Raw genomic sequence first — 21,782 nt, 5'->3', positions numbered from 1 at the left:
ACTTATGAAAATAACTGCAAGCCCGATTTGGCAAACCCTGCAACAACACCGGCAACAACATGCCGACGTGCATATGCGCACACAATTCGAACAAGACCCGCAACGTTTCGAGCGCATGCACGAAACCCTGCCCGGCCTGTTGTTCGACTACAGCAAAAACCGCGCCAGCGAAGAAACCCTGCATCTGCTCTGCCAGCTTGCCGAAACGGCAGGCTTGGCCGAAGAAGCCGCAGCCATGCGCCGGGGCGATAAAATCAACATCAGCGAAGGCCGCGCCGTCTTGCATACCGCCCTGCGGCTGCCGGCCGATGCCGCTCCGGTGAGGGTAGACGGCGAAAACGTGCTGCCCAAAATCCACCACGAACTCGACCGCGCACTGGCCTTTGCCGAAAGCCTGATTAACGGCAGCCACAGCGGCGCCACCGGCAAGCGCATCACCGATTTCGTGCATATCGGCATCGGCGGCTCGGATATCGGCCCGCAGCTCGCCGTGCAAGCCCTGCGGCCCTATCATAAAAACGTGCGCGTGCATTTCGTTTCTAACGCCGACGATGCCGATATCGCCCCGGTGCTCGCCGGTCTGTGCGCCGAAACCACCGTATTCTGTGTGGCCAGCAAATCGTTCGGCACCCCCGAAACCCTGCTCAACGCCCACGCCGCGCGCAGCTGGTTTCGCGAGCAGGGGCTGCACGAAGCCGACATCGCCCGCCATTTCGTGGCCATTTCCAGCGATGTCGCCGCCGCCCGCAATTTCGGCATTGCCGCTGACAACGTTTTTGCCATGTTCGACTGGGTGGGCGGCCGTTATTCGGTTTGGTCGGCCATCGGCCTGCCGGTGATGGTGGCCGTGGGCGAAAGCAAGTTCCGCCACTTTCTGGCCGGCGCCCATGCCATGGACAACCATTTTTTCAACACACCTTACCGCCATAATATTCCCGTACTTCTGGCACTGCTCGGCATCTGGTACAACAACTTCCACCAAGCGCCCGGCCAGGCCGTGGTGCCCTACAGCCACAATCTGCGCCGCCTGCCCGGCTATCTGCAACAGCTCGACATGGAAAGCAGCGGCAAAAACCGCACCCTGCACGGCCAAACCGTCGGCTGCGACACCGGCACCATCGTATTCGGCGAAGAAGGCGTCAACTGCCAGCATGCCTTCTTCCAACTTTTACATCAAGGCACCCGCCTGATTCCCAGCGATTTTATCGTGCCCATGCGCACCCCTTACCGGGTCGGCCGCCAACACCGCTTTGTAGTGGCCAACGCCTTCGCCCAAACCGAAGCCTTTATGCGCGGCAAAACGCTGGCCGAAGCCCGTGCCGAATTGGCCGGCCTGCCCGAAGCCGAACGTGAAGCGTTGGCACCGCAAAAAACCTTTCCCGGCAACCAGCCCAGCAACACCATTTTGCTGGACGAACTCAACCCGTTTAATTTGGGCATGCTGATGGCCATGTACGAACACAAAATCTTTGTACAAGGCGTGGTTTGGGGCATCAATCCTTTCGACCAATGGGGCGTGGAATACGGCAAAGTGCTGGCCAAAACCATCGAGCCGGAGTTGAACCGCAGCGACATCTCGGCACACGACAGCTCCACCTGCGGCCTGATTGCCTATTACCGCCGCTGCAACGCAACGGAATAAATCATCCGATCCAAACAGTCCGGCCGCGTTTTCGCGCCTGCATGCAAAGCCGCGCAGCCAGGTTGTTATACAGATTGCGCATATAAAGCTAAGGCCGTCTGAAAAGCATATTTGCATGGCTTTCAGACGGCCTGAAAATCAAAAAGCCTGCTTGGCAATAACCAAGCAGGCTTTAATGATTTGGTGGGTCGTGAAGGATTCGAACCTTCGACCAACGGATTAAAAGTCCGCTGCTCTACCAGCTGAGCTAACGACCCGACAAGCTGCGTATTATAAAAATGCTGTTTTTGGCTGTCAAGCATTTTTTACCGCCGCACAACCGGGCGCATGTCTGAATCGCGCAAGCCGCAATAAAAATATACAAGTGGAAAAGGCTTGTGCTATGATTTTGCGACCATTGATATTGTTACTTTAAGGATGAAGAGAATGAAAAAATTTCTGACCGCTGCATTGATGATTGCCGCCCTGGCCGCTTGCTCGCAAGAAACCAAACAGGAAACCAAAGAAGCCGCCCAAGCCGTGGCTTCTGATGTGCGCGATGCCAAAAATGAAGCGGCTTCCGCCGTAGGTGCCGCTGCCGAAGCTGCCAAAGAAACCGGCGCCAAAGCCGCCGACGCCACCAAAGAAGCGGCCTCAACCGCAGCCGATGCCACCAAAGATGCGGCAGCCGATGCCGTAGCGGCAGCCAAAGAAGCGGCTGAAAAAGCCAAAGAAAGCGTAAAATAAGCCCCAATAATACCCATTCACCCAAATAACCTAACGGCACCGGCTTGCCTGAGCCCAAAAAGAACCGGTTTCACACTACCTGTACTGTGTTCGGTTTGCCGTCTTGTTCGCTTACTTATTATGAATGGGTATAAACGGCTGGCATGAGGCCGTCTGAAACCTTTTCAGACGGCCTCATGCTTTTGCTGCAACGGCACGGATTTGCTTTATTGTTAACAATTTAAATTAAAACCTCCCGCCCTTATCCTTTAAAAACATACATTTCAACATTGTAAAAAAATTACAATTTTTGTGACGAATAGATTAAAATGCCGCTCACAAGCTGCCGCGGCCTTATCCGACAGCGATTTATGGAGAATACACTATGACCGAACAACTTCATCAATGGGTTAATGCCCTCAGCGGCCCCTTGTGGGACGGATTGGTTTATCTGCTGCTGGGCACCGGCTTGTTTTTCACACTCGCCACCGGGTTTGTACAAGTACGCCTGTTCGGCCGCAGCATCAAAGAAATGCTCGGCGGCCGTGCAGCCGGTACCGACCCTCACGGCATTACGCCTTTTCAGGCCTTTGTGACCGGGCTGGCCAGCCGCGTGGGCGTGGGCAATATTGCCGGCGTGGCCATTGCCATTGCCATCGGCGGCCCCGGTGCGGTGTTTTGGATGTGGATGACGGCGTTAATCGGCATGAGCTCGGCATTTGCCGAATCTTCGCTGGCGCAGTTATTTAAAATCCGCGACCATCAAAACGGCCATTTCCGCGGCGGCCCGGCTTATTATATTACCCAAGGCCTGAAACAGCGCTGGCTGGGCGTGGTGTTTGCATTGAGCCTGATTTTCTGCTTCGGCCTGGTTTACAACGCGGTGCAGGCCAATTCGATTGTGGCGGCCACCGAAGCCGCTTGGGGCTGGAACAAACATCTGGTCGGCGTCGGCCTGGTGATTCTGACCGCACCGATTATTTTCGGCGGCATCAGACGGGTATCAAAAGTGGCCGAGGCGGTGGTGCCGTTTATGGCAATACTGTATATGTTGATGGCGCTGTTTGTGATTGCCACCAATTTGAGCGCCGTGCCGCATGTGTTCGGCCTGATTTTCGACAATGCCTTCAAATTTGAAGCGGCCGGCGGCGGTTTGTTGGGCGCGATGATTTCACAGGCAATGATGGTCGGCATCAAACGCGGCCTGTACTCCAATGAAGCCGGTCAGGGCTCCGCACCAAATGCGGCGGCAGCGGCTGAGGTGAAGCACCCGGTGAGCCAGGGCATGATTCAGATGCTGGGCGTGTTTGTCGACACCATCATCGTGTGTTCGTGCACCGCCTTTATCCTGCTGCTCTCCAATGTTCACGCCACCACCGATTTGAGCGGCGTGCAGCTTACCCAAGCTGCGATTGTGAGCCATGTGGGCGCCTGGGGGGCAGATTTTCTGGCGGTGGTGCTGTTTATGTTTGCTTTTTCATCGGTTATCGGTAACTACGCCTATGCCGAATCTAATGTGCAGTTTATCAAAAGCCATTGGATGATTTTAACCGTGTTCCGCATGATGGTGCTGTTTATGGTGTATTTCGGCTCGGTCAACAGCGTGCCGCTGGTATGGGACATGGCCGATCTTTCTATGGGCATTATGGCCTTGATCAACTTGGTTGCCATTCTGGCCTTGTCGCCGTTGGTGTTTTTACTGCTCAAAGATTACAACACCAAACTCAAGCTCGGCAAAACGCCTGAATTCAAGCTTTCCGAACACCCCGGCCTCAAGCGCCGCATCAAATCGGATATTTGGTAATCGCCGCGCTTGCACAAAATATGCCCGGTTCCAACCGATTGGTACTCATCAAGAAACCCGCTGTTGAAAGCGGGTTTTTTATGCAATACCCAACGGCATAGCCATTGATCAAAGCAGCCAACACGACAGCGAACTGAAACTGTACAATCAATACAAGGCCGGTCAATACCACCTTTTCGACTCAACACAGATTCAGGCCTGCTCCGGAATGGCAGCATGATGGCACTTCTGCGCTGGAAAAGTATTGTGAACGACCTTGGCTGATAAAAAAAGGCCGTCTGAAAAACCAGTTTCAGACGGCTTTGATCTATCGATATTTTATTCCGGGCGCATCTGCGGAAACAGAATCACATCGCGGATGCTCGGGGCGTCGGTGAGCAGCATCACCAGGCGGTCGAGGCCGATGCCGCTGCCACCGGTGGGCGGCAGGCCGTATTCCATGGCGCGGATATAGTCGGCATCGTAGTGCATGGCTTCGTCGTCACCGGCATCTTTCTGCGCCACTTGCGCTTTGAAGCGGGCGGCTTGGTCTTCGGGGTCGTTCAATTCTGAATAGCCGTTGGCCAGCTCGCGGCCGACCACGAATAATTCGAAGCGGTCGGTAAGGCCGGGCTTGGTATCGGATGCACGCGCCAACGGCGATACTTCAATCGGGTAATCGATAATAAACGTGGGGTTCCACAACTTGCTCTCGGCGCAACCTTCAAACAAGGCCAGTTGCAGGCTGCCGATGCCCGGCGAGGGCGGCAGGCTTTCGCCGTGTTTGACGATTTCCTGTTTCAGCCAGGCTTCGTCAAACAATTGTTCGTCGGTGTAGTGCGGATTGTATTTTTTAATCGCTTCGAGAATGGTGAGGCGCTCAAACGGGCTTTCCAAATCCACTTCTTTGCCGTTGTAGCTGATTTTGGCGCTGCCGCAGGCGGTAATGGCGGCGGCGCGGATAACGCCTTCGGTCATTTCCATCATGCGCTCGTAATTGCAGAAGGCTTCGTAGAATTCCATCATGGTAAATTCGGGGTTGTGGCGGGTGCTCATGCCCTCATTGCGGAAGCTGCGGTTGATTTCAAACACGCGCTCCAGCCCGCCCACCACCAGCCGTTTCAAATACAGCTCGGGCGCAATGCGCAGATAAAGCGGCATATCCAGCGCGTTGTGATGGGTTACAAACGGTTTGGCCGTGGCACCGCCGGGAATCGGGTGCATCATCGGTGTTTCCACTTCCAGATAGCGCTCGCCGACCATATAGTTGCGCACAGCCTGAATAATCTGGCTGCGTTTGATAAAAGTGTCGCGCGATTCTTGGTTGGTAATCAAGTCGACATAGCGCTGGCGGTATTTCATTTCCTGATCGGCCAGACCTTTGTGCTTGTCGGGCAGCGGGCGCAGCGATTTGGAGAGCAGGTGCAGCTTGCTCACGCGCACGGTCAGCTCGCCGTGATTGGTTTTGAAAAGTGTGCCCTCGGCGCCGAGGATATCGCCCATATCCCAATGTTTGAATGCTTCGTGTACGTCTTCACCCACGCCCTGGTTGTTGATATAGAGCTGTATTTGGCCGCTCACATCTTGCAGAGTGGCAAAGCTGGCCTTGCCCATCGCGCGTTTGAGCATCATGCGGCCGGCCACTTTAACGGGGATGGCCTGCGGATCGAGCTCGGCTTTTTCAAGCGCGCCGCATTCTTTCTGCAAATCGCCGGCAAAGGCATCGCGTTTGAACTGGTTGGGAAAGGCGATGCCTTGTTGGCGGATTTCATTCAGTTTTTCGCGGCGCAACGTGATAATCTGGTTTTCATCGAGTTGCGGCTCGGTTTGCGGGTTATTCTGTTCGCTCATGTTTTTTCCAAAAAAGTTCAGGCCGCCGGATGTTGCAGCCTGATTTGATTCGATATTTTGGTAGGCATTTTACGCGCATTCGCGTTTTTTTTCTATGCTTGAGGCCGTCTGAATAACCCATTCACAAAAGTCAGCTAACAAAAGGCGGCGAGCCGAAGACAATACACCCGTACGGGGCCGGTTGGCTGCCGCTTCAGCGCCTTGGCGAAACCGATTCTCTTCGAGCTCTGGCAAGCCAATGCCGCTAGATTATTTTTGTAAATGGGCATGAAAGCAGCTGCGGATATAAAAAAACCTGCTTGCAGCACAAGCAGGTTTGAATATCTGGTGGGTCGTGAAGGATTCGAACCTTCGACCAACGGATTAAAAGTCCGCTGCTCTACCAGCTGAGCTAACGACCCGAAGACGTGCATAATATAGAAACAGCTTTTCTTTGTCAACTGTTTTTGCGGCAGATATTACAAAAATATAACAGGCCGTCTGAAACGTTTCAAACCCCGAAACTTAAGCGGCTTTACCGGTCAGCCCCAAATGGTTGAGCAGCGCATCCACTTTCGGTTCACGGCCGCGGAAGGCTTTAAACGATGCCATCGCACTGCGCGATCCGCCTACAGCAAGGATTTCGTTCCAGAATTTGGCGCCGGTGGCTTTGACATCGCCGCTCTCTTCAAAGGCAGCATAGGCATCGGCACTCAACACTTCCGCCCACGCATAGCTGTAATAGCCGGCCGCATAGCCGCCGGCAAAAATATGGCCGAAGCTGTTGGCAAAACGGTTGAAATCCGGCTGTTGCACCACCGCTACTTCAGCGCGCACATCTTGTAGGGTTTGCGCCCAGTTGCCGAGCTTGGCCTTATCGCCCTCACTGTAAATCAGCATATCGAAAAGACCGAATTCCATCTGGCGGGCGAGAAACATGCCGACTTGGAAGTTTTTGGCGGCCAGCATTTTATCGAATAATTCGCGCGGCAGCGGCTCGCCTGTGGTTTCATGTGCCGACATGCCGGCCAGCACTTCGTATTCCCAGGTGAAGTTTTCCATAAACTGGCTCGGCAGCTCCACCGCATCCCATTCCACACCGTTGATGCCGCTCACGCCCAATTCATCGACACGGGTGAGCAGATGGTGCAGGCCGTGGCCGGTTTCGTGAAACAGGGTCACAATTTCATCATGGGTGAGGCGGGCGGGTTTGCCGCCCACGGGTGGGGTAAAGTTGCACACCAGATAGGCAATCGGGGTTTGAATCTGCCCTGCTTTGTCGCCCGCACCAAAACGGCGGCGGCCGCGGTAGTCGTTCATCCAGGCGCCGCTGCGTTTGCCTTCGCGGGCGTATAAATCCATATACACGCCGCCGATAATCGCGCCGCCTTTTTCTAATTCGTAATAGCGCACATCGGGATGCCATACGGGCACTGTTTTTTCGGCGAGGTTGACGCCGTAGAGGCGGTTAATCTGGGCAAACAGGCCGGCCAACACCTTGTCGGCGGGAAAGTATTGTTTCACTTCGGCTTCTGAAAATGCATACTTGGCTTCGCGCAGCTTTTCGGCGGCATAGGTGAGGTCGTGCACCTGTGGGTCGGCAATGCCCAATTCTTCACGGGCAAACGTTTCCAGCTCGGCCAAATCCTGTTCGGCAAACGGCTTGGCACGGCGGGCGAGGTCGCGCATAAAATCGAGCACTTGTGCGGGCGAATCGGCCATTTTGGTGGCCAGTGAAAGTTCGGCGTAGTTGTTGTAGCCCAGCAGCGCGGCTTCTGCGTGCGCGATTTCGAGGCGGCGGGTAATGTTGGCGGTGTTGTCGAATTCGGCCTGCCCCAATTCGCTGGCGCGGGTGGCATAGGCGCGGTAGCTTTCGGCACGCAGCGCACGGTCGTCGGCATGTTTCATCACCGCCAGATAGTGCGGCATTTGCAGGCCGATTTTGTAGCCGATTTTGCCTTCTGCTTCGGCGGCAGCGGCAAACATCGCTTTTTCATCGCTGCTCAGGCCTTTCAGACGGCCATCGTCTGCCAGATAAAGAGCAAACGCGTCAGTGGCATCGAGCACGTTTTGGCTGAATTTGGCCGCCAATTGCGCGCCTTCGGTTTGCAGTTCGGCAAAACGCGCCTGCTCTGCGGGCGGCAGCTCGGCACCGCTCAATACAAAATCGCGCAAATCGTGGTTGAGCTTGGTTTGCTGTGCATCATCCAAACGGGCAAATCCGGCACCGGCCTTGATGGCTTTGAAGCGCTCGTAAAGCTCGATATCTTGGCCGATTTCGGTAAAAAATACGGTAACTTCGGGCATCAGCTCATTGTAAACCGCGCGCAGCTCGGGCGTGTCGACCACAGAATTCAAGTGCGCCACCACACCCCAGATGCGGCCTACCCGCTCAGTGATGTCGGTCAGGCGCTCAACGGTATTACCCCAAGTGGCCTCGGCGTGGCTTTTCACATCGGCAATGGCGGCGCGCGCTTCAGCCATCGCGGTTTGCATGGCCGGGCGGATGTCGGCGGTTTGGATTTCGTGGTAACGCGGCTCGTCGGCCAGGTTTAATAATACATTGCTCATGAAAGCTTCCTTGTGATAAATCGGTATCCGGCGGCCTTTACCGGGTGGCTGAGGCCGTCTGAAAAAAAGAATGAAAATCATATAGTGGCAAAATCGGCAATCTAAAGAAAGCCTGCTTAAAAATATCTGCCGAGGCTTAATATTTCAGCGGTTTGCATTCAACAAACGGTATTGGATGCGGATAAATTCGTCTAAAACGGCCTGCTGGATTTCCAAGCGTTTCGGCACCGGCGCGGCAAAGCGCACCACGATGTTATACACCTTATCATCGTGCGGCACACGGGTGATGCGCGGCTGGGCGGCGGGGGTGATAAACAGTTTTTGCGTCTGCACCCGCTCCAGATAAAGCGTGATGTCGTCCACATAAGGTGCGCACAGCTTATCGACCAACATCTGCAAGCCGGGTACGATGGCATCGGAATCCAGCGCAATCGGCACCGGTATTTCAAAAGTGTGGATAACAAACATGCCAAGCACATTGTCGCGCTGCACCGATTGGCCGAGCAGCAGGCTGTTGGGAAACGACACTGTTTTGCCGGAAAGCTGCCCCACCAGCGGATTGGGGCCGAGCTGCATCATCAGCGTGTTGAGCAGATTGATGTCGACCACGCGCCCGCGCAGTCCGCCCACTTCGATATAGTCGCCCACCGAATACTGTTTGGTGGTGGCGCGCAACACGCTGCCGGAAAGGCACATAATCAGCTCTTTGGTGGCCAGCACAATCGCCGCAGCCACGGCAAACATCGACAAGGCCAGCGTTTGGATTTGCGCCGCCCAAATCGCCAGCAGCCCGAAAATCACCACAATCAGGGTAACGTTGCGGGTCACCACCACCCAGCGACGCTTGTCTTCGATTTCCAGCAGCGGATGGCGGCGGAAATGCGCCTGCAAAATCACACCGCGCACCAGCAAAATGCCGATAATCATCAGCACCGACTGTACCAGCTCTGCGCGTATCGGGCCGTGGTTGATAAATTCAGTAATGGTTTGCCACATGGGGTTTCCGTTGGATTGGGGTGGGAAGTGGGGTTTGAAATCTTTTATATTCGGCTTTATAATAGCTTTAAGTGGATTGGGGGGTTCCCCGGTCGGCGTTACGGCTCTGACGTCATGTCGGGGCCTTTCGCTTGTATGACCGGCGGGAAAACCGTTAACCCGTAATCCCAATAATGCTCTCCCAAACGTTGGGGATTCTGGCAGAAAAATTTTTCTTTCAAAATATCAAACGCACGGTTCGGCTTGGCTTCACCATCAATCAAATGACGGCCTATCGGACGGGCAAATAAATCAGCAAATTGCATCCCTGTCGAATTAATCTGTTTGGATTTAATGATAATTTCAAACGGAAATTTTGTTTTCAGCTGATTGTCTCCTGCGCAAATACGGCGAAATTCCAATTCAAGCTCTCTATCTTCTTTGTCGCCCCGCGCTTCTACCACGATAAATGTCTTGCTTTTGTAGTGGTTTTTTTCGATGAGAAACCGATATAAATTTTCCAAGCAGGAGGTTAAGGCAATGTGATAGGCATTTCTGGCGGGCTTGGCAGCCAGTCGTTGTTTCATAATTGCACCGGCAATCAATACAAATTTACTGCTCTCGATAATCCCGCTTAATGAGCCCATAAATGCGTTTTCAATATCACGGCTTTGAAAGGTGAAAGGCGGTAGTTTTTTGCGGATTTCCCGCTCATGAAAAATGATGGCATCGTGGCCGAAATAATTAAATTTCAGGCTTTGCATTTCCGGAACAAGCACATCCGCATAGTATTTTTTATGGAAAATACAAAATGCCAATACAAATACAGGGTAACTTTTATCATTCCCTTCAAGATGTGTGTCGCCGCTTTCATCTACATAAACGATGTAGGGGCTGAAGGTAGATGCGGCTGTTTGAGCAGAAAAAGCTTCAGCAGGTTTGGAAAAATCTAAGGAAAGCTGATTGAGCCGCTCTGATTCCGACACATCAAATGAAAACGGATTGTCTGTATTCATTAATATTTTCCTTTTTCAGACGGCCTCTAATTTCGCATACGCCGTATCCAATTCTTTCACGCCGTGTTGGCCGAAGTTTATCGTCAGCCGCGCCGATTCGCCTTTATTGACCGCTTCGATAATCACGCCGGTGCCGAATTTGGCGTGGCGCACGTTTTGGCCGATGCGAAAGCCGGCATAGTCTTGCGGCAAATCATAGTTTTCCGCCACGCGGGTTTTGATTTTCGGAGCGTCGGTAAAGCTGTTGAACGGCTTGGTTTTGGCCGATAAGCGATGCAATACGACTTCGGGAATTTCGTCGACAAAGCGCGACACGATGCCGAAATGGGTTTGGCCGTGCAGCAAGCGTTGTTGCGCCATGCTGATATACAGGCGTTGGCGGGCGCGGGTGATGGCCACATACATCAGGCGGCGTTCTTCTTCGAGGCCGCCGCGTTCGGCCAGGCTGTATTCGCTGGGGAACAGCCCTTCTTCCATGCCGGTGAGGAATACGGCATCAAATTCCAAGCCTTTGGCGGCGTGCACGGTCATCAATTGCAGGGCTTCTTCGCCTTCGCCGGCCTGGTTTTCGCCGGATTCGAGTGCGGCGCTGCTGAGAAAAGCGAGAATGGGAAACAGCGGGTTTGCCTGTGCGCCTTCGGGCAACACTTCAAACACACTCTCTTCGGGTTTGAAGGCAACGGCAGCGTTGACCAATTCATCCAAGTTGTCCAAACGGTCTTGATGGTCGCCTTTTTGGGTTTGGTAGTATTCGACCAGCCCACTATCGCGGGTGACGGCGAGCATCATTTCTTGCAGCGAAGAAACGGCGGCCTGGGTGCCCAAGCCTTCAATCAGGCGCACGAAAGCGGCGACTTTGGCAGCTTTTGCGCCCATGCCGCAGGCGGCCTGCCACAATGAGATACCTTGTTCGGCGGCGGCCGTCTGAATGTTTTCGATGGTGCGTGCACCGATGCCGCGGGCGGGCACGTTGATCACGCGCAAAAGGGCATTGTCGTCGTCGGGGTTGACGGCCAGGCGCAGATAGGCGAGCGCGTGTTTGATTTCCTGGCGCTCGTAAAAGCGCAGACCGCCATAGATTTTATAGGGCACGCCGGCGCGGAATAGGGCTTGTTCGAGCACGCGCGACTGGGCATTGCTGCGGTAAAGCACGGCCATCTGGCTGAAGGTGCGGCCTTCGCGTTGCAGCGATTTGGCTTCGTCTATCACAAACTGCGCTTCTTCAAAATCGGTGGGGGCGGCGATAAAGCGGATTTTGTCGCCGTCTGCCGCATCGGTGCGCAGATTTTTGCCCAAGCGCTCGGCGTTGTGCTCGATGACGGCGTTGGCGGCCATCAGGATATTGCCGACCGAGCGGTAATTCTGCTCCAACTTAATCGGGGCTTCGATGTCGAATTCATGCATCAAGGCGCTCATATTGCCCACGTGTGCGCCGCGGAAGCGGTAAATCGATTGGTCGTCGTCGCCGACGGCAAACACCGCGGCATTGTCGCCGGCCATCAGCTTCAGCCAAGCATATTGCAGCTTGTTGGTGTCTTGAAATTCGTCCACCAGAATGTGGTTGAAGCGGTTTTGATAATGACGGCGCAAAATTTCGTTGCGTTGCAGCAATTCATAGCTGCGCAACATCAGTTCGGCAAAATCCACCACGCCTTCGCGCTGGCAGATTTTGTCGTATTCAGCATAGCATTCGACCATTTTGGTGGTATGCGGGTCGGGGGCATGCAGGGCTTCGGCGCGCAAGCCGCTTTCTTTTTGGGCGTTGATAAAGCCTTGCAGGCTGCGCGGCGCGATGATTTCCTCGGCGATATTGAGCGCTTTGAGCATACGCTTGATCAGCGCGAGCTGATCGCCGCTGTCGAGAATCTGAAAGGCAGACGGCAGGCCGGCATCTTGATGATGCATGCGCAAAAAGCGGTGGCAGAGGCCGTGAAACGTGCCCAACCACATGCTGCGCACATTCACCGGTATCATCGCCGCAAGCCGCGTTTGCATTTCTTTGGCGGCCTTGTTGGTAAAGGTAACCGCCATGATGCTGTGCACGCCGGCTTGGCCGCTTTGCAGCAGCCAGGCGATGCGGGTGGTGAGCACACGGGTTTTGCCGCTGCCCGCACCGGCCAGCACCAGCGCAGATTGCGGCGGCCAAGTTACGGCGGCAAGTTGTTCGGGGTTGAGGCCTTGTAAGAGTGATGTATTCATGGGCGCTATTGTAGCGTTTTTTGACATACTGCGTTATTCACATCAGGCACCGCCTGAAATACTTTCAAAAATTGAGAAGCCCTACATTTACCCATACATGACGAATTATTATGCCAATAATTTATAAAAAATCAGCATATTTCCGAACATGCCAAAGAGATAATAACATTTATAGGTTATTTAATTATTTTTAATTAAACCTAACTTGATTTAACTTTAACGATATTATATAAATATTTTCCTTTTTGATATTTGGAAATGACAGGATTTCATGGAAAATAATATTTTATATCAAGCAGCGCAAGAGCATGCCAACCTGCATAGGTATGGCGACAGATATCAAACAGATGCCTTAACTCTGAAAAACAACGCTTTTGTGGTTTCAGATATTGAAATTGACTCAGCTTTACCGAAAACCCTTGTAGACATAGGCTTTTTACCTACGGAGCTGATACCTACTGCATCAATTAATCTACTGGCTTATATTACAGCATTAGGCTTATACCCTGTTGTGTATCAAGGAGAAAATGAAGGGCGCCTTATCAGACATGTTGTACCCAAAAAAGGGCTCGAAAATGAAATTAGCTCATACGGATCAAGCAAAACATTTTATCCACATGTAGACAATCCCGATTTAAAATTACGTGGGGAAAATAGCTACCCCCCTATTTCTATCTACACCAGTGCCAGATACATTAACATTATTATGCTTACGCCAGCATGACAAAGTTGCCACCAGCATTTTACTGCTGGATGATGTGTTATCCGATTTAACAGCAGAAGATTTGCAGTTATTGCAAGAACCATACTATACCATTACGAGACCGGCCTCTTTTCAAGAGAGCCAATCTTTAAACAGGCTTCCACTTTTAGTACGCCAATCAAACGGTTCTTATCATTCACGATTTGATTATCATCATGTTTCATCTTTCAGCCCCCGCCATGAAGCCGCATTGATGCACTTCAGAAAACAAGCATTAAACAAAGATAAATGGAAAGATTTGTATTTAAAACCCGGGCAGGCCGTAACATTTAATAATCAGACAACATTACATACAAGAAATGGCTTTCGGCCTAAATTTGATGGGCAAGACAGATGGTTACTGCGGGTATTTGGATTGTATGAACGGCCACAGCAACAATATTTGCTTTCCCCGGTATGCAATCACCCTCTAAAAACCATTTAATCCACACATCAAAAGGAATCTAATATCATGGAAGCATTATTCGTTGATGGCAGTATTATTGCTGAATATTTTTATATCGGCTTGGGTTTGCTGATTATTGCATCGCTTGTAGCAGGCTATATTGATGCGATTGCCGGGGGTGCCGGGCTGATTTTGATCCCGGCCTTTCTGATGGTGGGGTTGCCACCCCAAGTGGCATTGGCACAAGAAAAGCTGGTCAGTACTATCGGCACGATTGCTGCAATTAAAAACTTTATGAAAAACAACGCTATCATTTGGAAAATAATACCCATAGGCATTATTTCCGCCATTGTTGGCGCATTTATCGGTGCCAAAGTGATTTTGATGCTGCCGACACATATCATCAACTATATTATTTTAGGATTTCTCCCTATCGGTTTGCTAGCAACACTGTTTAAAGGCAAACTCATCCGGGGTCATCAAGATAATGAAATTAAAGAATCTGCTTTGGCTGTTTTTATCACATGTTTGGTAGTGGGTTTTTATGATGGTTTTTTCGGACCGGGCACAGGCAGTATTTTTATCATCGCGTTGCATTTAATTAACCGCTTAACGCTGCTGCAAGCTTCTGCTACCTCTAAAATTTTTAATTTCGCTTCCAATATCGGTGCATTTGTGGCTTTTTTAATTGCAGGTAAAATGGCTTTTTTAATTGGCATTCCGATGATTATCGCCAATTTGGCCGGCAATCATTTCGGCAGCCTGCATGCCATCCATACTGATGGTGCCATTATTAAAAAGGTGTTGGTTGCAACAGTATTGCTGATTATGTTCACAATGGGCTATAAAGTGATTTTTGGTTAATCTCTGCCAAATATAATGCAAAATGCCGTCTGAATGGCTTTCAGACGGCATTTTCACAGACAGCCCATGTGGCCGTCTGAAAACCCTTATCAATATCAGGGCTTTTTCTGCTTGCCATATCAAATAATAAAAACTATTATCGTTTATATCTTTTTCATAAAATCACACACAAGGAGAATCAGATGGCTTATACCCTGCCCGAGCTTGGCTATGCTTATGATGCGTTGGAGCCGCATTTCGACGAGATGACCATGAATATCCACCACAGCAAGCACCATCAGGCTTATGTTAACAATGCCAATGCCGCGCTCGAGTCGCTGCCTGAATTTGCCGCCTTGTCTGCCGAAGAATTGGTGGCGCGCTTAAATGAACTGCCGCAAGACAGGCAAACGGTGTTGCGCAACAATGCGGGCGGCCATGCCAACCATTCGTTTTTCTGGAAAAACCTGAAAACGGGCACGCACTTACAAGGCCGTCTGAAAGAGGCAATCGAACGCGATTTCGGCTCAGTAGAAGCGTTTCAGACGGCCTTCGAGCAGGCTGCGGCTTCGCGCTTCGGCTCAGGCTGGGCATGGCTGGTGTGGGATGAAGGGCGCTTGCGGGTGGTATCCACTGCCAATCAGGATACGCCGTTGATGGGCGAAGCGGTGGCCGGCTGCAAAGGTTATCCCATCATCGGGCTGGATGTGTGGGAACATGCTTATTATCTGCAATATCAAAACCGCCGCCCCGACTACATCAAGGCATTTTGGCAGGTGGTAAACTGGGATGAGGCCGCACGGCGTTTTGAAGCCGCTGCGGTGTAACAAGCCGGCGACAGATAGGGCATCATGAACGCCCTCAAGCTGATCAAGGCCGTCTGAATGCATGTTTCAGACGGCCTGTTTGTTGCTTTAAGTCATACCCGCGGCTGTTAAAAAGTGCTAAATTATAGCCAGTTTCTTTTGATAATTTCAGTATTAAACCTATCATACACAAACCAATCAAGGAGTTGGACATGGAAAGCAAAATAGGCTTCAAGCCGGTGCCGACGGCGATTGCCGTGGTGCTGGCACTGATTATCTGGTTTATCATCCCCATACCCGACGGGGTTACCCCGCAGGCATGGCATTTGCTGGCGATGTTTGTCGGCGTGATCGCGGCGATTATCGGCAAGGCCATGCCCATCGGCGCCCTTTCCATCATTGCCATCATGCTGGTGGCGCTGACCGGCGTAACCAACGACACCCCCGCCGGCGCCATGCGTGATGCACTTTCAAGCTTTTCCAGCCCGCTGATCTGGCTGATCGGTGTGGCCATCATGATTTCGCGCGGCCTGTTGAAAACCGGCTTGGGTGCGCGTTTCGGCTATTGGTTTATTGCGGTGTGGGGCAAAAAAACGCTCGGCATCGGCTACAGCCTGGCCATTTCCGAGCTGATGCTGGCACCGGTCACGCCAAGCAATACCGCCCGCGGCGGCGGCATCATCCACCCGGTGATGAAAGCGATTGCCACCAGCTACGATTCCGACCCGGAAAAAGGCACGCAAAACCGCATGGGCAAATATTTGGCACTGGTCAACTACCACGGCAATCCGATTACCTCGGCGATGTTTATCACCGCCACCGCGCCCAACCCGCTGGTGGTCGACATTGTAGCCAAAGCCACCAACAGCGATATTCATTTAAGCTGGGGCACTTGGGCGGTAGCAATGCTGTTGCCGGGCTTGGTGGCGATGATTGTGATGCCGCTGGTGCTGTATTTCCTGTATCCGCCTGAAATCAAATCCACCCCCAATGCCGTGGCCTTTGCCAAAGAGCGGCTGGCCGAACAAGGCCCGATGACCCGGGGCGAATGGATTATGATGGCCATCTTCGCCTTACTGCTGCTGCTGTGGGCAGGCATTCCGGCCATGCTGCTGGGCGATGCCTGGAAAGTAGACGCCACCACCACCGCCTTTATCGGCCTCTCGCTGCTGCTGCTTACCGGCGTGCTGACTTGGGAAGACATTCTGAAAGAAAAAAGCGCGTGGGACACCATTACCTGGTTTGCCGCGTTGGTAATGATGGCTTCATTTTTGAATAAATTGGGCTTGATTACATGGTTTTCCGGCGTATTGGAAAACGGCGTGGCACATTTGGGCTTAGGCTGGATGGGCGCTTCGGCATTGCTGCTGCTGGCCTATATGTATGCACACTATATGTTTGCCAGCACCACCGCCCACATCACCGCCATGTTCGGCGCGTTTTATGCAGCGGGGATTTCACTGGGCGCACCGCCGATGCTGTTTGCACTGATGATGGCCGCCGCCTCCAGCATCATGATGACACTCACCCACTACGCCACCGGCACCTCCCCCGTGATTTTCGGCTCCGGCTATACCACGCTGGGCGAATGGTGGAAAGCGGGCTTTATCATGAGCATAGTCAACCTGCTGATTTTTATCTTTATCGGCGGTATTTGGTGGAAGGTTTTGGGCTATTGGTAAGGCCGTCTGAACAGAAACAACCGATATCGAAATGCCGTCTGAATTGTTTTCAGACGGCATTTTTTCGGATACTTTTCGGATACGGGATATTATCTCTATTCGCCAACATAACCGAATCACATCGGTTTTACCACACCGGCTTAACGCTTCGCAGTGGTGCATGGCTGGCGGGCAAGTTTTCTTGATTGGTGCATTGACAACGGTTTTAGCGATAACGCCGCAGAGCGGCAATTGCAGCACGTCGTTAAAAATAAGGTTCGAGCATCTTATGAAAGGAGTGACCAACTGGACATACGGCGGAGATTGGTTCAAGACTGGGAAGATTTTTTGTTTTCGGAGGTGGAAGATGACAACGTTTGATGAAGCGCTGCAAGCGATAAAAGACAATGGGGCGGTCAACGGCTTAGAGAGAGCGGCGGCTGAAATGATGTTCTCAGAGAATGACCAGGAAGTTGTGCTCGGATACTTGCTGGCAGAGCATTTGAACGGAGGCAGTGCGACACCGATAAGAGATGCCGTAAAACTCGCCGCAGGAACACCTGACACAAAAAGGGAGCGGAAACTCAGCGAGGCCGCCAAGGCTCGGCGGATAAAGAATATATATGAAACGATTCGAGAACTGACCGTGCTAACCTTGTCGCTACCTCACGAGAAAGTCTACAAGGGTCGAGAGTATCTGACTGGATGGGAAAATCTCCGAAACGACGTTAGTTTGAAGAGCCTCGTCGGAGAAGAGTTACACGCTAAAATGCTCGGCTGGGGGGTTAATTGGGCAAGCGGGGTGGGGATAATGTTCGAGGAGGTTCGAAGCAGCTGGGAGCTGGGGAACTTGGCGAACGAGGAGGCAATTTATAGGGATATGTTGGAGCAGGCGGAACGGCTGAATGGCGAACACGGAGAGGACTTGAAAAGGCACGCTTGGTTTAATCTGCACGGTGTGGAATGCCGGCGGGCGTACCATCAGGCAATCATTGACGGGTTCAAACAGCACAAAAGCATGTAAGAAGGAAGTTTGGTAGCGCCTTGTCAAGCAGATTAGTCGGAAAGATTTTTTTGAAAAATCTTTTCGATTAATTTTATTTATCGAAAGCGGAAAATATATTAATCTGACAATGTTTTCAGTACAAATCAGAAGGAATCAGCAAATGTCAGAGCAAATCCCAAACACAATTATGCCGTTTAACTCACGTAGGCGAGTTCGTGAACTGCTTGGTGTGAGTGATAGCACGCTACAGCGGCGGATTAGATGCGGAGCATTGCCCCCGCTGGAGCGCGTGGGCGGGGTTGGCCGCTTAACGGGCTATCGTGCGTCAACCTTAAACCGAATTTTGGAGGAACAGCAATGAAACGGCGGGATTATACGAACGTAGGGGATATCGAGAATCTAGACCGACAGTATAAATTTTCGCCAATGCTGGAGGGCATTGCAACGATTCGAGAGCCGTTTGATACGGTGCGATGTGTAATCTTTGCGGCAGTCGCAGCAGTCAGCAACGAACACGGAATTGCAAATCACACGAAGGGGAGCCGCAAGGATGTGGAAGATTTGCAGGCACAGATTGAGGCGCATGCGCGGAGATTGGTCGCAAGTGTGCAAGCCCTCAAATCAAAAGAAAACAACCGCTAACAAGCGGTTGCCTTAAATAAAGAATTTTTATCACTCAAGTCCCCCGTTGCAGCGGGGGATTCCAGCATAAGGGGTTTCCCAAAATGAGGCAACAGGATTTACACCGTGATGCGTTCAATGTTCGTCAAGACGGCAGTATCGAACGTGTGCGGACGATGTTCCACAAGCTAGGTTGTGCGGATGGCGCGCTGTTTGCATTTGCACAAGGCGGGCAAAGTAAAGGCGCAATGCGGCCGCTTTCAGCAAATGGGCAAACAATATCCATTCGAACGGAGGCTAAGCGTGAAACCTATATATCACAGATTTATGATATTAAAAAAGCGTCTGAGCTGTTGGATAACACACGACACCAGCATTTATTGGTTGCAGCTTGGACTTTGCCGGCTGATATTCTGGTGCTCGATTTTGATGATAAGCCGGGTGCTCTAGGCGCGAAGATGTGGCCTGATGTCGCAGCGGCTTGTGAAGGCTGTTTTATTGAGCGGAGCCGCAGCGGCAAAGGGTGGCATGTTTGGGCGAAAGTCGATACTGACACAGGAGAGAGGATAGCTGCGGGGCGCGGGAACGGACGACTTAAGTGCCACTTTCGTGGGTTTGGGGTCGATGTGGATTTTCGGGACACTCGGACGGCTTGGATGGGCGTTACGGGGGCAGTTTACCCCGATGGCGCAAATTGGGAGACGCTAAACGGCAAGCCGAAAAACAAACAAGCGTTTGAAGCCCTGCTGGCAGAGCTGGGGTTGTTTGGCGAAGGAAGGATGACAGAGGTTGCAGGACGAACAACAGAGGTCATCAGTCGGGGGGATGAGGATATCGGACTGACGGACGCAGACGAAATTATGCGATTGATGCGACAGAACAACAGCCTGAAAGACCCCGAAGGAAAAACGGTACAAGGCGGCCTGATTCGTCTGATGGATGGAGACATTGAGGCAGTCGAGCAATTTTGCGCTGGCGATTGGAGCGCGGCAGATGGAAAACTTTGCTTTCAAATTTCGTATTTTACACGGGACTTCGACACGATTTTAGATGTTGCGAGTGCCTGCGGGTTAACCAAAAGGCTTCAACACCCTGACAGCACAAAACGCAGCAAGTGGCAGCGGGATGACTACGTAAATCGCACGATTGATATGGCTATCAGGCAACGACAAGCAAACGGCCAGACATATCAGAACCGTAAGGGCGGGAAGGCAACACTGGCTGGGGCAGTGGCGGCAGGGACGGCAGATTACGCGGATAAGCTGCTTGTGCGAAAAGTCGGACGCGGCGGAAATGCGGTGCTGGTTCCAGAGCCATGTTTGGCGAATGTAGTAACGGCTTTGGAACATGATGCGCGCTTGGCTGGTGTATTTGGGACGGACGAGCTGCGGTTATTGACGGTGGCTTTAAGCCAGCCTGAAGGAGTCCCCGCCGAACGCTTTCCCTTAGGTGTGATTGAAAATATCCATCTCTCGACAGTGCAGCGGATGCTGGAGCGGTCGGGCATCAGACCACTGACACAGGGGGTGGTGCGGCAGGGGGTTGAGTTGGTCGCACGAGATAGGATGTTTAACCCCCTCAAAGAGCGGATGACGACAGCAACGGAGGTATGGGACGGAATCGATAGATTTGATGCGGAGTACCTGATTCCACAGACGAACTGAGCAAAGCGATGCTGAGCAAACCTGCATATGAGGGGCACATGCTGGGGTTGGATGCCAAAGGTCGGGAGCGATTGAACGCCGCTACAGTGAGGGGGGATATCGGCAAGGCGCTCGAGTATCTGGGGTTTCGTAAGCAAACAATTATGGCAGACAGGCCAAGCGGCCTTAGAGGTTCTAAGCTCGTTTGGCTTAGACCACTCTCAGAGGAGGAAGCGCGAGAGCGTGGCGCAATCGTTGGGGGTTTAGGTTGTGCAGCCGCCTAGCGCGTGGTTTTAGCGAGTGGTTTCTATACCACTCGCTAGGCTGAAAGCCTTATGTAGCAAGGCTTTGCGAGGGGCTAGCGAGTGATATAGGAAAAAAATGAACCTTCATTGTGTTAGTAGTATGGTGGTGGGGACGGGGGTGTTTACATAGGGCTGAGTGGCAGTAATAGCACTCGCTACTCGCTAGTTGATAAATAGTTCATTATATTCAATATGCTATGTGCATTGCTTAATTTTTAAGCACTCGCTAGACGTGTAAAAAAGTAGGAGGCCAATAAATGGGCAAAAAGTTACAGGATGTGATTCGTGTTAACGCGGATGGGGGCATAGGAGCGCTACAGGCAGGGGAAGTGGCGAACGTTATAGAGGAACTGATGGCAACAGATATGTGCGAGATTGTAGCGCGGGCGCAAAGGACTATAGAACAGGTGGAGGCTGGAGATGCTGCGGGGGTTGGACTGGAGCAAGCTGCGGCATTATCCGCAGTTGTTTATGAATTAATCCTTAGTCACGCCCACAAAATAAACAAGCGCCCTACCCCGCATGGTGTGACAGAGTTTACCAAACTGGGCAACTTACACAGCAAGCTGATGCATCAGATGAAACAATCCGCCGCATGGGCGTACAGAGTTAAACACACCGTGACAAAAGATAGCGAGCTGGGGCGGAATGATTCCAGAGTACAAGGGCGGATACTCAGGCGAGCCACGACAACGGCAGATGGTTGTTTTGATGAAACCTTGTAAATGATTGAGGGGGTTAGGGCATATACCTAGCCTCCTCAACTATGAAAGTAAGATTTTTTTTTTAAAAATCCGAAATTTTTTGTGAGAGACCTCAGGCGGAGCTAGGCACGCAATCACGCAAAAAAGTGTATACGTCAGCAAGCTAAGTAAAATTGTTGTATCAGGAAGTACACCGCTAAAAACACAACCCCTACACTTCTATTGTGGAGGGGTGTTTTTACACAGGTAAAAGTACAGAAAGAAGCACCGCAGCGCATTTAAAATCTTTTACAGTCACGCCCAAAAGGTACCAAAAAAGGTACC

At 52.0% G+C, this 21,782-nt stretch carries 17 protein-coding genes and 2 tRNA genes; 12 read left to right on the top strand and 7 right to left on the bottom strand.

The features are described 5' to 3' along the window. Positions 1-4 precede the first annotated feature (4 nt). Complete coding sequence (gene pgi / locus LVJ83_RS00760) at positions 5-1,642, top strand: glucose-6-phosphate isomerase (protein ID WP_244785347.1); 1,638 nt, start codon at positions 5-7, stop codon at positions 1,640-1,642. 181 nt (positions 1,643-1,823) lie between these two features. Here pgi and LVJ83_RS00755 read toward each other — a convergent pair. Further along, positions 1,824-1,899, bottom strand: a tRNA-Lys gene (locus tag LVJ83_RS00755). A 169-nt stretch (positions 1,900-2,068) separates the two neighbouring features. On the opposite strand from LVJ83_RS00755, the gene LVJ83_RS00750 reads away from it, so the two are divergent. Both LVJ83_RS00750 and LVJ83_RS00745 read left to right on the top strand, forming a co-directional pair. Next, on the top strand, positions 2,069-2,368 hold the full coding sequence (locus tag LVJ83_RS00750; protein ID WP_244785345.1) for a hypothetical protein: 300 nt from the start codon (positions 2,069-2,071) through the stop codon (positions 2,366-2,368). Between the two features lie 364 nt (positions 2,369-2,732). After that, positions 2,733-4,151 carry an alanine/glycine:cation symporter family protein gene (locus LVJ83_RS00745; RefSeq protein WP_244785343.1) on the top strand — a complete coding sequence of 473 codons (1,419 nt, stop codon included), beginning with the start codon at positions 2,733-2,735 and terminating at the stop codon, positions 4,149-4,151. 318 nt (positions 4,152-4,469) lie between these two features. Here LVJ83_RS00745 and lysS read toward each other — a convergent pair whose 3' ends face one another. The 6 genes from lysS to LVJ83_RS00715 form a co-directional block, all read right to left on the bottom strand. Further along, on the bottom strand, positions 4,470-5,981 hold the full coding sequence (gene lysS, locus LVJ83_RS00740; protein ID WP_244785341.1) for a lysine--tRNA ligase: 1,512 nt from the start codon (positions 5,979-5,981) through the stop codon (positions 4,470-4,472). Between the two features lie 325 nt (positions 5,982-6,306). Further along, positions 6,307-6,382 (bottom strand) — tRNA-Lys (locus LVJ83_RS00735). A 103-nt stretch (positions 6,383-6,485) separates the two neighbouring features. Beyond that, the gene (locus LVJ83_RS00730; RefSeq protein WP_244785339.1) at positions 6,486-8,531 is read right to left on the bottom strand and encodes a M3 family metallopeptidase; all 2,046 of its coding nucleotides are present in this window, start codon (positions 8,529-8,531) and stop codon (positions 6,486-6,488) included. Positions 8,532-8,675: 144 nt separating this feature from the next. Continuing rightward, positions 8,676-9,527 carry a mechanosensitive ion channel family protein gene (locus LVJ83_RS00725; protein WP_244785337.1) on the bottom strand — a complete coding sequence of 284 codons (852 nt, stop codon included), beginning with the start codon at positions 9,525-9,527 and terminating at the stop codon, positions 8,676-8,678. A 98-nt stretch (positions 9,528-9,625) separates the two neighbouring features. Beyond that, positions 9,626-10,522, bottom strand: coding sequence for a DUF3800 domain-containing protein (locus tag LVJ83_RS00720; RefSeq protein WP_244785334.1), 897 nt, complete (start codon positions 10,520-10,522; stop codon positions 9,626-9,628). 15 nt (positions 10,523-10,537) lie between these two features. Continuing rightward, a complete protein-coding gene (locus tag LVJ83_RS00715) occupies positions 10,538-12,721 on the bottom strand; it encodes a UvrD-helicase domain-containing protein (protein ID WP_244785332.1) in 2,184 nt (727 codons plus the stop codon). A 271-nt stretch (positions 12,722-12,992) separates the two neighbouring features. Between LVJ83_RS00715 and LVJ83_RS00710 the strand changes: the two genes are divergently transcribed. The 9 genes from LVJ83_RS00710 (at position 12,993) to LVJ83_RS00670 (ending at position 21,479) form a co-directional block, all read left to right on the top strand. Next, complete coding sequence (locus tag LVJ83_RS00710; RefSeq protein WP_244785330.1) at positions 12,993-13,445, top strand: hypothetical protein; 453 nt, start codon at positions 12,993-12,995, stop codon at positions 13,443-13,445. Positions 13,446-13,479: 34 nt separating this feature from the next. Then, a complete protein-coding gene (locus tag LVJ83_RS00705) occupies positions 13,480-13,908 on the top strand; it encodes a TauD/TfdA family dioxygenase (RefSeq protein ID WP_244785328.1) in 429 nt (142 codons plus the stop codon). 27 nt (positions 13,909-13,935) lie between these two features. Then, positions 13,936-14,733, top strand: a complete 798-nt coding sequence (locus LVJ83_RS00700) for a sulfite exporter TauE/SafE family protein (RefSeq protein ID WP_244785326.1) — start codon at positions 13,936-13,938, stop codon at positions 14,731-14,733. A gap of 182 nt (positions 14,734-14,915) precedes the next feature. After that, positions 14,916-15,539: a superoxide dismutase [Mn] gene (gene sodA / locus LVJ83_RS00695; RefSeq protein WP_244785324.1), complete on the top strand. Its 624-nt coding sequence runs from the start codon at positions 14,916-14,918 to the stop codon at positions 15,537-15,539. Positions 15,540-15,730: 191 nt separating this feature from the next. Further along, a complete protein-coding gene (locus tag LVJ83_RS00690) occupies positions 15,731-17,200 on the top strand; it encodes a DASS family sodium-coupled anion symporter (RefSeq protein WP_244785322.1) in 1,470 nt (489 codons plus the stop codon). 268 nt (positions 17,201-17,468) lie between these two features. Continuing rightward, positions 17,469-18,203 (top strand): hypothetical protein, encoded by a 735-nt coding sequence (locus tag LVJ83_RS00685; protein ID WP_244785320.1) that lies wholly within the window; start codon positions 17,469-17,471, stop codon positions 18,201-18,203. 339 nt (positions 18,204-18,542) lie between these two features. Next, the gene (locus LVJ83_RS00680; protein WP_244785318.1) at positions 18,543-18,827 is read left to right on the top strand and encodes a hypothetical protein; all 285 of its coding nucleotides are present in this window, start codon (positions 18,543-18,545) and stop codon (positions 18,825-18,827) included. Between the two features lie 83 nt (positions 18,828-18,910). Then, positions 18,911-20,470, top strand: coding sequence for a hypothetical protein (locus LVJ83_RS00675; RefSeq protein WP_244785316.1), 1,560 nt, complete (start codon positions 18,911-18,913; stop codon positions 20,468-20,470). A 541-nt stretch (positions 20,471-21,011) separates the two neighbouring features. Next, positions 21,012-21,479: a hypothetical protein gene (locus LVJ83_RS00670; protein WP_244785314.1), complete on the top strand. Its 468-nt coding sequence runs from the start codon at positions 21,012-21,014 to the stop codon at positions 21,477-21,479. Positions 21,480-21,782 lie beyond the last annotated feature (303 nt).

The organism is Uruburuella testudinis (assembly GCF_022870865.1).
Taxonomy (GTDB): Bacteria; Pseudomonadota; Gammaproteobacteria; order Burkholderiales; family Neisseriaceae; genus Neisseria; species Neisseria testudinis.
This window is presented reverse-complemented; position numbering and strand designations above follow the sequence as displayed.